We start from the raw sequence: 15413 nt of genomic DNA, 5'->3' as shown, positions 1-15413 counted from the left end.
CCGGCGTGTTCAGCGCACCGCGAGCAGGTCGCGCGGGTTGGCCTCGAGGATGCGCCGCACGTCGCCGTCGCCGACGCCGTGCGCCGTCAGCAGCGGCACGAAGGCGGTCAGCACATGGCTGTACGGCAGGTCGTTCGCGGGGTGCCCCTTGGCCACCCCGGTCGCGCCGACGGAGAGCAGGATCCGGTCGGTGTGTCCGGCGCGCACGAGGTCGGCGACCAGGGCGGCGCGGTCGGTGTCGGTGAGGTGCTCGTCGTCCTCGGTGCCGACGTGGTCGAGGACGACGCGGGCGCCGCGGGCCGCGATCTTCTCGGGTGCGCCGGCGTCGGCGGCGTCCTTGCGGTCGAGGCCGCCGACGGCCACCCGGTCGGCGGGCAGCTTCTCGTCCAGGGCGATGTCGAGTTCGCCCGCGGCGTCGTCGCCGTACCGGAAGGTGACGGCCGTGCCGGTGGCGAGGGCGGCGCGGGCCGCGCCGCGCAGCAGGCTCTCGTCGGTGGCGGTCATGCCCGCGCGAGTCACCGCGGTGGTGACCAGTCCGGCCGGGCCGCGGCGTTCCACGCGCGGGACCACCATGCCCTCGGTGATCTCCCGGCTGAAGAGGTCGGCGAACTTCTCGGCCGGCCAGGGGGTCGGCGGGTTGGTCTGCGGGGTGAGGAAGTAGCCGCCGAGCAGTTCTTCGGGTCCCTGGCCCGTCGAGGCGACGATGTGGACGCCGGTGGTGCGGGACAGGGCTTCGTAGAGCGGCACGTCGCGGCCGTGGAACATGCCGGTGCTGTCGACGATCGTGCCGCCGCCGTGGGCGCGGAAGTCGCGCAGCTTGCCGGCGAGCGTCTCGAAGATCTCGGCGCGGTCGAGGGTGATGTCGAAGGCGTGCTCGGCACCCGGGAGCACCGACAGCAGCGCCTCGTGGACCGAGACGACGCCCAGCTCTTCGGCCGGCACCGGGCCCAGGACGGTGTTCACGGTGGTGCTGTTCACGCTCATGCCTGCATCACGTGTCCGGTGGGGGTGCGGCGGTGCACCCGGTGGCTGCCGTCACGGTAGCCATTGGCTTTACATGACGTCAACGAAACAGACACCACGAAAAAACTATGAATTCGCCGTTGCCTGAGGGGCGGAAATCTGAGCAACGGGGGGCGTCCACCGGATCCGCATGCATGCCCTGCATGCCGGTCCATGACCCGGACCGCCGCATGAGGCGTGCGCCACGAACGGCGAGGAACACGTCGGGACTGGACCGGCTGGCGTCGGTCGGCCTCAACCTGCCGGTGCCCCTCCTCGCCCAGCTGGAGGAACGGTCCGTGACCAGGACCGCGGAACGGGTCGGACTGTCGCAGCCGGCCAGGACCCACGCCCTGACCCGGATGCGGCGCCTGCCGGGCGAACCGCTGGGTCGTGGTGGCTGCGCCGGACACGCCGCCGCGGGCGAGCGCGCTCGATCTGCTCACCACCGAGCCCCACATCGCCGTGGACACCGACCGACGGGTATTTCCGTACTCGGTGCTGTAGGACGCGGGCATCCCCTACCGCATCGGGCTGCGCATCTCCGACTTCCTGCCGGTGCCGTTCCACGTGGCCCGCGCCGGTGGTGTCGCACTGCTGCGGTACCGGGTCGCCGCCACCATGCGCACCCTCGCCGACCTGCGGATATTCCCGTTCCCGCTGCCCGGGCCCGGCATCGACATGGCGTGGAACCCGCGGCCGGCCGACCGGCACTTCGTCGCCTGGCCGCGGGAGGTGCTGCGCGACGCCGAGGCAGCGCGGTAGACGGCCGCCCCCGCGCGTCGAACGGGCCGGACCGGCTGTCGGACCCGATCGCGCCCCCGGATCAGGTCAGCAGCCGGACCCAGCTCGCGCTCAGCTCGTCGAGCATCTGCTCCCGGTCGAGCTTCCAGTCGGTGTCGCCCCAGTGCTGGGCGACATGGTCCAGCTCCGCCATGGCCAGCACACCCCGGAAGCGGCGCTGGTGGGGCGCGAGGCGCCCGGCCCGCGTCAGACCGTCCTCGATGTCACTGATGGCCTCTTCCAGCCAGCGGTCCACCAGGTCACGCAGCTCGGGATCGACCGCGGCGGCGTCCCGGCCCACGCGGATGATCGGCCGGATCTCCGGCCAGCTGTCGGCGGTGTCCCGCAACCACGCGGTGATCGCCTCCGGCGTCCCGTCGGCCACGGTGGCGACCAGGTCCTGGGCCGTGGAGCCGTGCTCCGGTGAACGCACGCGCCGCAGCACCTCGTTGAGCCGCTCGTCGATGAGCGCCTTCATGAGATCGCTGCGCGAGGGGAAGTAGGCGTAGAACGTCACCCGGGTGGTGCCCGCGGCGGACGCGATGTCGTCGACCTTGGTGGCGGCGTAGCCCTTCGTCGTGAACAGCTCCAGGCCCGACTCCAGCAGCAGCCGGCGCGTCATCTGCTTCTGTACCTGCCGGAGGTTCGCCATGCCGCAGATCCTAACGCGCCGCCGCACACCGGCCGTACACGGCGCATGGTCACCTGCCCGGCTGTAAAGCCCGGGCGCGGCTCAGCAGATGTAAAGCCCGGGCGCGGCTCAGCAGGGCAGGTCGACGCCGAGCCGCCGCCGCAGCCGGCCACCGAGATGCCGTACGCCTCGCGCACGCGCACGCCGTCCGGACCGGGCTCGAAGACGCCGTGCCCGGTGTACGCCCATGGTGTCCGCCCGGTTGACGACCGCCCCGCCGACAGATCGGATCGTGGCGCGGCTCCTTCTGGGTGCTCGTCGGACTGGCCGTCGTCAGCATGGTGCTCACCGCCGCGCTGGCCGCGGAGCCGAAGGCACCCGAGGGCCGCAAGCTCGACGTGGCCGGTCAGGTCACCTTCGCGCTCGGCCTGATCCTGGTGCTGTACGGCGCCGTCGAAGGCCCCGAGTCGGGCTGGACGACCCTGCCCGTCATGCTCTCCTTCGCCCTCGGTGCGTTGTCCCTCGCGGCCTTCGTCGTGGTGGAGCTGGGCGCGGAATCCCCCATCTTCGACCTGCGGCTGTTCCGCAATCGCGCCTTCACCGTGTCGTCCGCCGCCGCGGTCGTCGGCATGCGCGCCCGCCGGACGCCCGGCGGGCGGACCTTCGCGCCCGCCGCTGCCTCGGGGGAGCCCGGCCTGGGCGTCCACTCAGGCACTCCTGCCGGCATACGCAGTCGCAGCCGCGTCGGCACAGCGTCGGCGGGTGACCGACCGACACTCGTCCTGGGGCACCCGACCGGTGGTTCCGGCTCGTCGGAACGGCCGACAGCCACCCGTGGCGAGGGGCGTCGGAACCCACCCCGTCGTCCCGTACCGCCCGGCGCGACGCCAGGTCGGACGACGTGGGCGAGGGAGCCCATGAACCGACCCTGCCCGGCTTCCCGCCGCCCGCGCCCCCGGTCGGCCCCGAGGAAGTCCCGCACCAACGCCGTCATCATCGGCGCGGCTGCCTCCGTCATCGTCACAGTCGTCACCACCGGCGCGGTCGTCGTGCAGGCGACAGACGACGACAACAAACCCGCCACCACAACCACCGCGTCCAGCATGCCGAAAGACGCCGCCGAGCCCGCCGTCGAGGAGCCCGAGCCGGGAGCCGACGTACGCGGAGCTCGACGCCTCGGATTCACAATCGAGCTGCGCACGACCCGGCGACAGCGCTTCGGGTCGGCGGGCTGCAACCTGACGGTCGAGCCGGAGCTGTCGTACACGGGGATCGACGGCATCGACCCGGACGCGGTGTACGAGATCACCTACGAGATCAGTGGCGACGAGGACGGGCCGGTTGTCGAGACGGCGGAGCTGTCGGTCAGACGACGTTGAACCTCACGCAGTCTCTGGTCAGTACGGCTTCGGCGAGCACGGAGGTCTCTGCGGAGGTCACGGACGTGGTGGCCCGCGACCACTGACGGGTACGCGGGAGGACAACGGCGATGCAAGCCGTCACGAGCAGGGCAGGTCGGCCCCGCGGCCAGGACTCAGTCGGTGACCGGGATGCACAGGTCGAAGCTGTACTCGGCGGTGCATTCCGTCACGCTGGGCACCACCCCGGACCCGCGGACCAGTTGGAAGACGGACACGACCGCGAGCAGCGCCAGCAGCAGGATCACGTTCCGGTTCGGACGAGAGGCGTTCGCCCCCGAGCCGTCCGCCCGGGAAGTGAAGCGGGCCGCGCTGTACAGCCTGATCAGGCAGCCGATTCCGATGATCCCGGCGAGCAGGGCCGGCACGCTGAAGTAGGTGTAGGACGTGATCTCCCCGTCCACCGTCGTGGACGATCTGACGTCGAGGCCGACGACCAATGGAATGATCGCGACGCACAGGATCGTGTAGATCGTCTTCTTCCTGTCGGTCACTGCTCCCCCTGCTGATCCGGGCCCCCTGATACGACCACGTGCGCGGCCTCCGGGCCCCCCGTGGACTTCCGTGACGGACATCGTGCGCGTCGGCTCTGGGACCGGGCTGCAACCCCTTTTCCAGTCGTCTCCCAGCATCCGCGGGTGCCGGCCCCCAGGCGGTGGTCAGTCCAGCAGACCGCCCAGCCAGGAGGCCAGCACACCGGCCGTGAACAGCGTGGTGCTCACGGGCCAGGCCCAGGCCCACCGTGCCCTCCGGCCCACGGAGCCCGCGGCACGCGCGCCCACCAGGCACAGGAGCGCCACGGACAGCGCCACCAGGGCGGAGCCGGCCAGCATCAGCCGCATGCCGATCCCTCCGCTGTCCGGGAGCGCCGCGCCGACCAGCAGTCCCACCCCCAGCGCCAGGCACACGGCGCCCACCGCGCCGAGGAGGGCCCGCACGGCGATCCGGAGCCCGGAACTGCGCTGAAGTGCCGTCGCCGTGGGCGGCGTCGACGGTCCGGGCGGGGCCGCCTGCGGCGTACCGCGCATGACGGCGACCGCCTCTTGCGCCTCCCACTCCTGGCGCACCGGGTGCCTCTTGGGCAGATCGCGGTACTGAAGCAGACCGGCGCGTATCGCCAGCACGTCGCGCTCCAGCGGCGCCTGCCGGTCGTGCCCCTTCAGCCCACGCCCGCCCCGCGCCCGCAGCAGGACCGGCTGCCCTCCGCCGGGGGGAGACAGCACGCCCCCGAAGCGCGGGTCTCCCGCAAACCACGCCGGGACGGGGCCGGCGGAGCCGACCGCGGCGACCAGGGCCCGCGGATGGACCAGGGCCCGGATCGACGAGCCCTCCCGGCCCGGGCCGGGCACGCCGTGCCGCCAGGTCCGCCCGGGGACCGCCGGGTCCGTCAGCCGGAACGTGGGCCACCCGTCCCCCTCTGCGGCCCCGTCGTTCTCCGCCGCTTCGTCCACCTCGGCCGCCCCGTTCCCCTCGGGCAGGGCCTCCACGAGGCAGGGCTGCCACGGGTAGTGCTCCAGGATCAGACGCGCGCGGCGTGCGTTGGCGGACGCGTGGCGGCAGTTCCACCAGTGACCGGGCACCACGATGAGCACCGTGGAGACGGCCAGCCCCAGCGTCAGCGGCCAGAGGCCGGTCGTCACCTGCAACAGCGCCAGGACGACCGTCAGCAGCGCGTACCAGCCGAGGTGACGCGCGTAGTGCAGGAACCGTGAGCGAGCCCAGGCGCGACGGGTGAGCGGGTGCGCGAACGCCGTACCCGTGCCGTGCGGCAGGGGCGGCGATCCGCCGCCGCCGTCCCCGTCGCCGACGCCCTCACGCTCGCCCTCGCCCCGGTGCGTGCTCGACTCCATTGTGTTTCCCCCCATGTCAGCGGCCCGCTCCGTACGGGCCACCGTGTTGCCGTCGCCGGCCGGCGACGGGCGCATCGCTACAGGTCGGCGGGTGACGAGCTGTCCCGGTGGGGCCAGCGGTCCGCGCCCGCGGCGTCGTACTCCCCCCGGCCGGCCGCCAATCCGGTGAGCAGCCCGGTCACCTCGCCCGGCGACATCCGTCCTCCCCTGTCCCTACAGCGGGCCAGGTCGCCCGGCTCCAGCGCCGCGCGGACCTGGGCGCTCTGCCGGGCGCCGTCGACCGGGTCCATGAGCATCGGCGAGAAGCCCACGCGCGCACCGCGTTCCTCCACGACCCCCAGCAGCACGGCCCCTTCCTCGGCGTGCCCGGTCAGCGCCAGGGCGGCGGCGGTCGTGTGGGCGATCACCAGCCAGCCGGTGACGTCCTGGTCCTCCTCCAGGTCCCGCAGGGTCGCCAGACCCGTCGTGAGCGCCTGCTCGGCCCGGCCCAGGTCGAGGTCGCTCTTCATGACCAGCCAGGACGACGAGGCCTGCACGAAGCGGTGCCCGCACGCGACGGCCAGGGTGATGGAGTGGGTCAGCACCTCGCGGGCCCGCTCGCCCTCCCCGTCGATGCGCAGCAGCATGCCGAGCACCATGAGGGCCTCGGCCTCCAGCCAGGGCTCTCCCGAGATCCGCGCCAGCTCGACCGCCGCCTCGGCCCGCCGCGCGGTGCCCGGCGTGCCGCCCATCCCCTCGAACAGCGCCCGGTACGACAGTCCCTGGGCCTCGATCACCGTATCGCCCGCGTCGCGGGCGTGCCGGGCGGCGTCCGTGGCGGCCCGCGCGGCGGTGGCGAAGTCGCCCTTGAGGTAGTTGAGCGCGCTCGTCGCGATCAGGGCGCGCGCCCGCGGGCCCGGCATGCCCTCCGGGGTGAGTTCGAGGGCGGCGCTCAGCCAGCCGAGTCCCTCGGCGACATGGCCGCTGCGGTACCAGAACCGCATCAGCGCGCCACCGAGCTGGAGCGCGTACGCGCCGTCGCGGGCCAGCAGCGCCGAGGTGAACGCCACCCGGATCTCCGGCTGGTCGCGCGTGGTCTGCTCGGTGGCACGGGCGGCGTGCGGGCCCTCCATCCAGCGTGCGGCGCCGGCAGCGCGGGCCAGCACCCAGGACCGGTGCGCGGCCTGGGCGGCGGCGAGTTCGGCGGGGTCGGCCTGCTTGCGGCCGTACTCCTTGAGCGTCTCCAGCATGCGGTAGCGGCGCGGGGTGGTGCCGGTCTCGGCGGTGACCAGCGACTTGCGGACCAGGGCGGCCAGTTCGGCGAGGACCGGCCTGCCGCAGATCGCGGTGGCGGCGTCCAGGTCGAAGGAGCCCGCGAACACGCTGAGGCGGTGGAACGTCTCCCGCTCCGGACGCTCCAGCATCCGGTAGCTCCACTCCATCGCGGCCCGCAGCGCCCGGTGCCGCGCCGGTCCGGTTCCCGGCCCGCCGACCAGCACGGAGAACCGGTCGTTCAGGGCCGTGGATATCTGCTCGAGCGACAGCATGCGGCACTGCGCGGCGGCCAGTTCGATGGCCAGCGGCAGCCCGTCCAGCTCGTGGCAGATCCGCTCGGCCACCTCCGCGTCGCTCTCCCCGGGCACCCAGCTCGGCGCGACGGCGCGGGCCCTGGCGAGGAAGAGCTCGCCGCCCGCCCCCGCGGTCAGCGGCGGCACCTCGTAGACCGCCTCCCCGGTGATGCCCAGCGGCTCGCGGCTGGTGACGAGCACGCGCAGCCCGCCGCAGCGGGAGAGCAACTGCGCGACGATCCCGGCCGCGGCCTGGAGCAGATGCTCGCAGTTGTCCAGGACCAGCAGCGTCCTGCGCTCGCCCAGCACCTCCGCGAGGCGGGCCGCGCTCGCCCCGTCACGGATGCCGAGCGCGTCGGCGATGCTCACGGCGACCAGCTGCGGCTCGGGTTCCTCCAGGTCCGCCAGCTCCACCAGCCAGGGCCCGTCCTCGTCGGTGCGGGCATGCGCCACCTCCAGCATCAGCCGGGTCTTGCCGATGCCGCCCGGGCCGGTCAGCGTCACCAGCCGGTGCTCCTGCAGCAGCAGCGCGACGCGCTCGCGCTCCTCCTCGCGCCCGACGAGTCCGGTCAACGCGAACGGCAGGTTCCGCCCCCGCGGGGCCCCGGCCGCGGCGGCGCCGTACGCGAGGTCGACGTCGGTGGCGGGCACGGGCGGCGCGGCGGTCTCGTCCTGGGCCAGCACCGCCGCCTCCAGCCGGCGCAGCGACGGGCCGGGGTCGATGCCCAGTTCCTCGGCGAGCATGCGGCGGGCGGTGCGCAGCGCCGCCAGCGCGTCGGCCTGGCGGCCCGACCGGTACAGGGCCAGGGTGAGCAGTTCCCAGCCGCGCTCGCTCAACGGCTCCTCGGCGGTGTGCTTCTCCAGGTCGCCGATCACCGCGGCGTGCCGTCCGCGGGCGAGTTCCGCGGCGAACAGGTCCTCCTGGGCGGACAGGCGCAGGCCGTGCAGCCGGGCGGTCTCGGGCGCGGCGAAGGCGTGCTCCTCGAACTCGGCGTACGCCGGTCCCCGCCACAGGGCCAGGGCCTCGCCCAGCACGGTGGCGGCCCGCTCGGGGTCACCGCCGCGCAGCAGTTCCTCGCCGCGCGCCGCCAGCACGGTGAAGCGCTCCGCGTCCAGGGCGTGCCGGCTGATCCGCAGGGCGTAGCCGAGGCGCTCGCGGACGAGGACGCCCGCGGTCTGGCCGGCCTCCCGGCCGGGCTCCAGGGCCCTGCGCAGCGCGGCGACGTACGAGTGCAGGGTGGCCGGGGAAGGGGGGCGCCGCTCGTCCCAGGCCTGGGCGATCAGCGCCTCCTGGGTGACCAGCCGGCCCCGGGCGGCCACCAGCACGGCGAGCACCGCACGCTGCCGCGGTCCGCCGAGTGCCACTTCCCGGCCGTCCACCGTGGCCGTCATGGGACCAAGAACACCGATGCGGAGCCCTTCTGACATGCCCCCACCCCCTCTCATGCCAGGCAAGCGTGCCAGACCAGTCGTATACGTCCGAAACGGCGTCGCTATCCGGACACGCACGGAGATGGGACGGTGGTTCCCCCCTGTTCGGGCTCGCGCGCGGCGGGGAGGGTGATGGCGGGCGGCAACTGCGGTCCAGCGAGCGACCGGTGGAGGTCCACGACGGACGGGGCCGCTGGAAGGCGCGGCTCGGGAATCGTTGGGAACCTGCTGGGAACAGGACCCTCCGTTTCCGGGGCTGTCTTCCAGCGTTCTCCCAGAGCCGGCCCGCATCCTCGGATGCACGGCGCGGCGCCGCACCTCGAGCCCTAGGGGGGAAGCTCGGGGCGCGGCGCCGCTGACTCAACGGGCTTCCGGGCGCCGCGCGGGGGGGCGGCATCGGGAAGCGCGGGCTCACTTCTCCAGGTCGGCCCGCATGGCGACGAACAGTTCGGCGGCCTCGGACAGTGTGCTGTTCGGGAAGTGGGCCACGCCGGCGGTGGTGTCGTCGGCCCAGCCGCAGACGACGTCGCCGTCCTCGGCGAGCGAGGCCAGCATGCACTCGACGGAGCCGCCCAGCGGGCCGGCGTCCTCGACCGGCTGGGCCTCGGGCTGCCCCAGGTCGTAGTCCCACTTGATGTGCTCGAGCATGCCCCGCCAGAGGTGCTCGCGGCGCTCGGTGGTCCCCTCCGGCACGTTGTCGACCGCGACGACGAGGACGGGGTCCCCGCCCGCGAGCGCGTAGTTGTTCATCACCAGGTTCATGCCGTCGCGCATCTCGCCCGGGTCGATGACCACGTCGATCGGCGCACCGTGGCCGGTCCTCTTGGACAGGCCGCCCGCCGTCGCCGCGTCGACCACGCGCCGCCCGGCCGCGTCGGCGGTCGGGTCGGTTCCCTCGGTCTCCTCCGCGGGCTCGGCGCTCGCGGTCGACTCCGCGCCGGACGCGGAGCCGGACGGGGCGACGGGAACGCCCTCGACGTCGTCGGTCCGGCACCCGCTCAGAAGAACGAGGCCGAGCACGGCCGCCGTAAGGGCAATGGGACGCTTCACGCGCATGGAAAGGGCTCCCCCCGAGGACCGGCGGTCCGCCGCCGGTCGGATCAATACGTGGGCGGCGGTGCTCGAGAGGCCCGCCACCCGGGGTGACGGGGCGTCACTCTCGTACGGCACCGGCCGCCTTCGCACCGACCGTCCCACCGGTGGCTGGAAAACACCTGGGAACCTGCTGGGACCCCCGATCCCAGCTCACCGTCGGTGTCCTCGGCCATGCTGCGGGGGCGGGGTCGCCATGGCCGGGTCCGGGACGAGCCGGCCGTGCGGTGCCGTGGGAGACGACTCGAGATGACGGGGGACTTCGTGGACGTGGGGGATGTCGTGGAGGCACGGACGCGCGGGGGCCGCCTTCGGTGGGTGGCGACGGCCTCGGCCGGCCTGCTGGTCGCCCTGACCGGATGTACGACTCAGAAGCCACCCGCGGCGGCACTCGATTGCGGCGGCGCCGCCGCGGTGGACGTGCCCGCCGTCCGCACCGGCCTGCCCGCACCGGCGGCACCGGGGCTGCGGGAGCGGCCCCGGTCGGTCGCGCCGCTGCCCGGCGGGCCGTCCCTGGTGCTGCCGGCCGCCGCCGGTGGCGGGGCGCCGGTCGTGTACCGGGTGGACCCCGAGGGCGACCTCGTGTCCGGCCGGCTGGAGGGCGACGGCGTCGCGCGGCGCTGGCGCACCCCGCTGGGGGAGGCGTTCCGTCCCGTGGAGGCGCTCGTCACGCTCTCCGCCCCCGCGGGCGACGGCGGGCCGCTGGTGGTGGCTGCCCATCACCAGCACGGGGAGGACCGCCGCTCGGAGTTCCGGCTGCTGTCGGGGGCGGGCGAGGAACTGCTGCGCTGCACGTGGCGTCCTTACGACTCCGCCGAGCACGTGGAGCTGTCGCCGGACGGCAAGGTGCTCGTGGCCACGCGCACCGCGAAGAAGCCGCGGGTGAACGGCTCGTCGACCGTGGCGGACCGTCACGTCGAGATCCACTCCACGACCACCGGGGAGCGGCTGGTCCGTGCCCGTACCACCGACTACGCGCAGGACGGCACCCGCGTCTACGGGCGGCTGGGGTCGGAGGTCTTCGCGTACGAGGCGACCGGCGGCCGGGAGGTGTGGCGCACGGACACCGGCACCCGTCTGGGAGACCCCCGCAAGGCCGTGTCCGAGCCGGTGTTCCTGGCCGGGGAACTGCTGCTCGTCCAGGCGGCGGACGGCACCGTGACGGCGCTGGACACGACCACCGGCGAACGGCGCTGGTGGGGCAGCCTGCCCGGCCGGGTGCAGTCGGTCCACCCGCTGGGCGGGAACCGGGCGCTCGTTCACTACCGGGGCGGGCTCGCGTTCACCGGCCCGCGCGGCATCGAACGGACCCAGCCGGTGCCGGCGCCCGCGGATGGGGCACGCCAGAAGCTCGAACACGTCGTCCGCACCGCCGACGGCGTCATGGGCGCGGTGGTGGAGGAGAGGGACGGCTCCGGGCGCGCCCTCACGGTCTGGGGCGACACACCGGCACTGGCCGACGCCCCGCTGCGGATCCCGCTGCCCGCCGCGCACGTCCAGGCGGTGCTCACCGACACGGTCGCCTACGTCCTGCCGTGGGTGCCGGACGGCGAGCAGGCGACGCTGTACGCGTACGACCTCACCGCCGAGGGCCGCCCGCTGTGGCAGGCCGACGTCCCCGACCGCCTCCACATCGAGGACTCCCCCGGCCCTGACCCCTCGCTCCACCCGTACGCCGACGGCCTGCTGGGCCTGGACCGCAGCGCCAGGGGCTGGGTACTTCGCCCGGGCTCCTGACCGCAGCGCACCCGGCCCCCGTCAGTCACCACCGCCGCCTCCGCCGTCACCACCGCCTCCGCTCCCGTCGCTTCCGCCCCCGCCGCCGTCGCTCCAGCCCTCGTTGCCCGAGAGGGGGCTGGTCCACTCGCCGGGGTTCCAGTCACCGCCGCCACCGCGGCGCCGGTCGGCCCGGACGACCCTGCGGGTGGCCTCGGCGATCGGGGTGGCGCGGGTGAGGTCCCGCAGCGGGGCCCGGATGCCCAGGCGCCGCCACTCGGCGTCCAGGCGGCGGTTCAGCCGGCTCGCCCCGGCCAGGGCCGCCAGGTGCGGGCCGCGCACGTCCGGCGGTCCGGGCACCGCCCCGTGCGCCTTGGGCCGTACGGCGCGGTCGATCCGCGCGACGAGCTCGGCGCGCCCGCCCGGGTCCGCCGCCCGCCAGGTGGTCGACGCGAACAGGCCGACAAAGGAACAGGTATGGCGCCGCACCACTCCCCGCTCGGTGAGGGCGTCCAGATACACCTGGACGATCCGGTCGCCGGACGCCCTGTGCACCCACCGCTCCAGCCGCATGGAGCGGGCGTCCTTCCTGGTCCGGAGCAGCCGGTTGAGCACCCGGTTGGCGAACGGGTCGGCGGGCCGCACCTTGCGCACCGTGAGAATGCGGGTGTCGTCCACACTGATCGCGCCGGTGATCATCAACTCGGTGAGCACCGCTCCGGCGAGGACCCGGCCGAGGTGCCGGGGCGGTTTCAGCACTCCGCTGCGCGGATGGGCGAGCAGCAGAAGCAGGTCCTCGGGGAGAGTGGTGGGAGGTCTGTCGCGCATGTCCGTCTCCTGGCCCGGCGGATGAGGACTTCACCATCGAGGCGGACGCCGGTGACGCCCTGGGAACCGGCTGGAAGAGCCACTGGGAACGGGGCCGCGCGCCGGCCCGCGCGCACGACGCCCAGATCGCTTCTTTGTGTCGGCGCTCCCGTCACGCCGGGGTGAGTTCGGCCATCTCCGACCAGCCCGTCCCGGGCACCTCGACGTGGATGATGCCGGGCTTGGCGGCGATCACCTCGGGCATCCACGCCATGGCGGTCTTGAAGTGGTCGGAGTTCACGTGTGTCCCGCCGGCCTCCGGTGACTCGAAGGCTTCCAGGAGGACGAACTGATCGGGCCTGTGGACGCTGCGGGACCATTTGCCGACCAGCACGATCAGGAATGTCACGTCCGAGACCGCGACCGCCGTGGGGTGCCATGACTGTGCGGCGGGCACGGGCGGTCGGTTCACGGCTGGGGAGGGAGCTCGGAGTCGAACGCCTCCCCGACCGCCTCGGGGCCGGCCACACACGGACGCCGACGCGTGGTCACCGTTCGGTGACCACGATCTCGCGCTTGAGGATCTTGCCGGTGGGGCCCTTGGGAAGCTCGGCCGTGAAGGTGACGATCCGGGGGTACTTGTACGCCGCGACCCGGTCCTTGACGTGGTCGCGGATCTCCTCGGCCGTGGCCCGGGCGCCGGGCCGGAGCGTGATCACCGCCGCGATCTCCTCGCCGTGGGCCGGGTGCGGCACGCCGACGACGGCGGCTTCGGCGACGGCCGGGTGCTCGTACAGCACCTCCTCGACCTCACGCGGGTAGACGTTGTAGCCGCCGCGGATGATCAGGTCCTTCTTGCGGTCGACGATGAAGTAGAAGCCGTCCTCGTCGACGCGGGCCAGGTCACCGCTGTGGAACCATCCGTCGCGGATCGCTTCCGCCGTGGCCTCCGGGCGGTTCCAGTAGCCACTCATCACGTTCTCGCCGCGGATCGCGATCTCGCCGACCTCGCCCGGGGGCACCGCGCCGCCGTCCTCGGCGACGAGCTTCATCTCGACTCCCCGGATGGGCTGCCCGATCGAGCCCGCCTTGCGCGGGCGGTCCGGGTGGTTGAACGCGGCGACCGGCGAGGTCTCGGAGAGCCCGTATCCCTCCAGTACGGGGGCGCCGAAGCGCCGCTCGAAGCCGTGCAACACCTCGACCGGGAGCGAGGCGCCGCCCGAAACGGCCAGGCGCAGCCGGTGGGCGTCGAAGCCTTTCGGGAGCTCGGCGTGGAGCAGCGCCGCGTACATCGTCGGCACTCCGAGGAACACCGTGACCCCGTCACGGGCCATGATCTCCAGGGCACGCTGCGGCTCGAACCTCGGCAGCAGGGTCAGTGTGGCGCCGGCGGCGACGGCCGTGTTGAGCGCGCAGGTCTGGCCGAAGGCATGGAAGAGGGGCAGGCCGCCGAAGAGCACGTCGTCGGGCCCTACCCGGAGCAGCGTCTCGGCCGCGGTGGCGGTGTTCGTGGCCAGGTTTCGGTGCGAGAGTGCGGCGCCCTTCGGCATCCCGGTCGTGCCCGAGGTGTAGAGGACCAGGGCCGGGTCGTCGTCGGTCCGGTCGGCGATGCCGGGCATCGGTTCATGGGCCCGCAGCATGTCGTCGAAGGCCAAGGGCTCGGTCACCAGGCATTCGGTTCCGGTCTCGGCGGCGGCCTTCGCCACCTCGTCCGCGAACAGGGGGAACACCAGCGCCATCCGTGCCCCGCAGTCGCGCAGGGTGAAGGCCACCTCACGGGCCTTGAGGAGCGGATTCATCGGCACGACCACCCCGCCGGCCCGCAGGACTCCGTAGTAGACGACCGGGAACAACGGGACGTTGGGCATGGTCAGCGCGACACGGTCGCCGGGCCGGACGCCGCAGTCGCGCAGGAGGGCGGCGGCTCTGGCGCTCGCGTCGTCCAGTTCGGCGTACGTGAGCGTGCTGTCGTCGTGGCGCACGGCGATGCGATCGCCCTGGGCCGCGGCGGAGTCCACCAGGAACGTGGCGAGGTCGGTCATGTCGGCAATCTCCTTGGGCTCGTCTCGGGCTGCGAGGCGGCATTCCGGGGGCGGATCACATCGCGAGGGGTGACCCCGTCGCGGGCACCGCCGATGCGGAGGCGGTGCGGGAAGGCCAGCCACAGTCGCAGTAGATGGCGCTTGAGTTCGGGCTGGTCGCGGTCCTCGAACTCCGCTCGCGCGTGCATGACCGTGTGGGTGTTGAGCAGCAGCAGATCGCCGGCCCGGAGGTCGATGTCGAGCCGCAGCTTGTGGGAGGCTGCCACTGCGTCGATGAGGTCGAACAGCTCCAGGTCCGCCGGTTCAAGGCGGGGCACCTGAGAGAAGCGCTGGGCGGATTCCAGGTAGCAGCGGTTGTAGCGCATGCTAAGTGCGCCTCCCGGCAACCGGGCGGCGAGCGGGGCGGCTGCGTACGGCGGCTCCTCGGGAGCATGCTCCTCCCGGCGGTCGAAGAAGTACGTGCGGTACAGGCGCTCGGTCAGATCGGGGCGGAGGTCCAGTACCGCGTTGTGGATCGCCGCCGAGCTGACCAGGGACGTGCGGCCCCCGGATCGGGGCGTCCGCAGGGACAGCAGCGCGAGCAGATCGGCCCCGTCGGTGTGGAACGGCAGCTCCGCCCGGGTCTGGTAGCCGCGCGTCGCCGGATCGGCCAGGCTGCGGCCGGTGTCCCTGACGTGGCCGAGCATGTGCCCGTCCGCGTTCTGCGGGACCGGACGCCCCAGGTACTGACCGAGGCCCCAGAAGACCGCGCTCGCGGCCGGCTCGCCCGGCTGCTCGACCGGAAGGCCCTTGACGAGCACGAACCCCCGTCCGTGCTCCAGTGCTTCGGCGATGCGTTCCAGTTCACCGGCGAGCGCAGGGAGCGGGAAGTCGGCGGCCGTCAGCTTCAGCAGCGTGAGGTCGCGCCTGCGCGCCTCCCGCAGGGCGGAGTCGATCTCGGCGAGCTGGTCCGACGACAGCCGCAGGATCCATTCCTCGCGGTTCGCCAGATCTCCGCCACGCCACACCGAGGGACCCGAACAGGGTGCGTGCAGCGCCGCAGCTGCGTCCGTCGTACCGGTCATGTGCGCCTCCGTACCATCACGTGTTCACCG

The 15413-nt window shown here is 73.5% G+C and carries 13 protein-coding genes; 3 read left to right on the top strand and 10 right to left on the bottom strand.

Going from position 1 to position 15413, the window contains the following annotated elements; genetic code table 11:
• Nucleotides 1–9 precede the first annotated feature (9 nt).
• Complete coding sequence (locus IE260_RS02910; RefSeq protein ID WP_189868846.1) at nt 10–984, bottom strand: phosphotriesterase family protein; 975 nt, start codon at nt 982–984, stop codon at nt 10–12.
• A gap of 576 nt (nt 985–1560) precedes the next feature.
• Here IE260_RS02910 and IE260_RS41450 point away from each other — a divergent pair.
• Entirely contained in the window at nt 1561–1767 is a 207-nt protein-coding gene (locus IE260_RS41450) for a hypothetical protein (RefSeq protein ID WP_229880377.1), read from the top strand.
• Between the two features lie 61 nt (nt 1768–1828).
• Here the strand turns inward: IE260_RS41450 and IE260_RS02900 are convergent, their stop codons facing one another.
• The gene (locus IE260_RS02900; protein ID WP_189868845.1) at nt 1829–2437 is read right to left on the bottom strand and encodes a TetR/AcrR family transcriptional regulator; all 609 of its coding nucleotides are present in this window, start codon (nt 2435–2437) and stop codon (nt 1829–1831) included.
• Between the two features lie 290 nt (nt 2438–2727).
• On the opposite strand from IE260_RS02900, the gene IE260_RS41445 reads away from it, so the two are divergent.
• Complete coding sequence (locus tag IE260_RS41445) at nt 2728–3795, top strand: MFS transporter (protein WP_229880375.1); 1068 nt, start codon at nt 2728–2730, stop codon at nt 3793–3795.
• Nucleotides 3796–3950: 155 nt separating this feature from the next.
• Here IE260_RS41445 and IE260_RS02885 read toward each other — a convergent pair whose 3' ends face one another.
• The 4 genes from IE260_RS02885 to IE260_RS02870 all read right to left on the bottom strand — a co-directional run bounded on the left by IE260_RS02885 (nt 3951) and on the right by IE260_RS02870 (nt 9718).
• Nucleotides 3951–4328, bottom strand: a complete 378-nt coding sequence (locus IE260_RS02885) for a hypothetical protein (RefSeq protein ID WP_189868843.1) — start codon at nt 4326–4328, stop codon at nt 3951–3953.
• A 165-nt stretch (nt 4329–4493) separates the two neighbouring features.
• The gene (locus tag IE260_RS02880) at nt 4494–5684 is read right to left on the bottom strand and encodes a hypothetical protein (RefSeq protein WP_189868842.1); all 1191 of its coding nucleotides are present in this window, start codon (nt 5682–5684) and stop codon (nt 4494–4496) included.
• A 77-nt stretch (nt 5685–5761) separates the two neighbouring features.
• Nucleotides 5762–8623, bottom strand: coding sequence for an ATP-binding protein (locus IE260_RS02875; protein WP_189868841.1), 2862 nt, complete (start codon nt 8621–8623; stop codon nt 5762–5764).
• Between the two features lie 450 nt (nt 8624–9073).
• Nucleotides 9074–9718, bottom strand: coding sequence for a hypothetical protein (locus tag IE260_RS02870; RefSeq protein ID WP_189868840.1), 645 nt, complete (start codon nt 9716–9718; stop codon nt 9074–9076).
• Between the two features lie 285 nt (nt 9719–10003).
• Here IE260_RS02870 and IE260_RS02865 point away from each other — a divergent pair, with 285 nt between their 5' ends.
• A complete protein-coding gene (locus IE260_RS02865; protein ID WP_189868839.1) occupies nt 10004–11491 on the top strand; it encodes an outer membrane protein assembly factor BamB family protein in 1488 nt (495 codons plus the stop codon).
• A 21-nt stretch (nt 11492–11512) separates the two neighbouring features.
• On the opposite strand, the gene IE260_RS02860 is transcribed toward IE260_RS02865, so the two are convergent.
• From IE260_RS02860 to IE260_RS02845, 4 genes are all read right to left on the bottom strand, one after another.
• Nucleotides 11513–12298, bottom strand: a complete 786-nt coding sequence (locus tag IE260_RS02860; RefSeq protein WP_189868838.1) for a GOLPH3/VPS74 family protein — start codon at nt 12296–12298, stop codon at nt 11513–11515.
• A gap of 151 nt (nt 12299–12449) precedes the next feature.
• Nucleotides 12450–12686 (bottom strand): putative quinol monooxygenase, encoded by a 237-nt coding sequence (locus IE260_RS02855; protein WP_229880404.1) that lies wholly within the window; start codon nt 12684–12686, stop codon nt 12450–12452.
• A 139-nt stretch (nt 12687–12825) separates the two neighbouring features.
• Nucleotides 12826–14319: a long-chain-fatty-acid--CoA ligase gene (locus IE260_RS02850; protein ID WP_189868837.1), complete on the bottom strand. Its 1494-nt coding sequence runs from the start codon at nt 14317–14319 to the stop codon at nt 12826–12828.
• Nucleotides 14316–15383 (bottom strand): TauD/TfdA family dioxygenase, encoded by a 1068-nt coding sequence (locus tag IE260_RS02845; RefSeq protein WP_189868836.1) that lies wholly within the window; start codon nt 15381–15383, stop codon nt 14316–14318. Before IE260_RS02845 ends, IE260_RS02850 begins: the two co-directional genes overlap by 4 nt.
• Between the last annotated feature and the right edge of the window lie 30 nt (nt 15384–15413).

The organism is Streptomyces viridiviolaceus (genome assembly GCF_014650995.1).
Taxonomy (GTDB): domain Bacteria; phylum Actinomycetota; class Actinomycetes; order Streptomycetales; family Streptomycetaceae; genus Streptomyces; species Streptomyces viridiviolaceus.
This window is presented reverse-complemented; position numbering and strand designations above follow the sequence as displayed.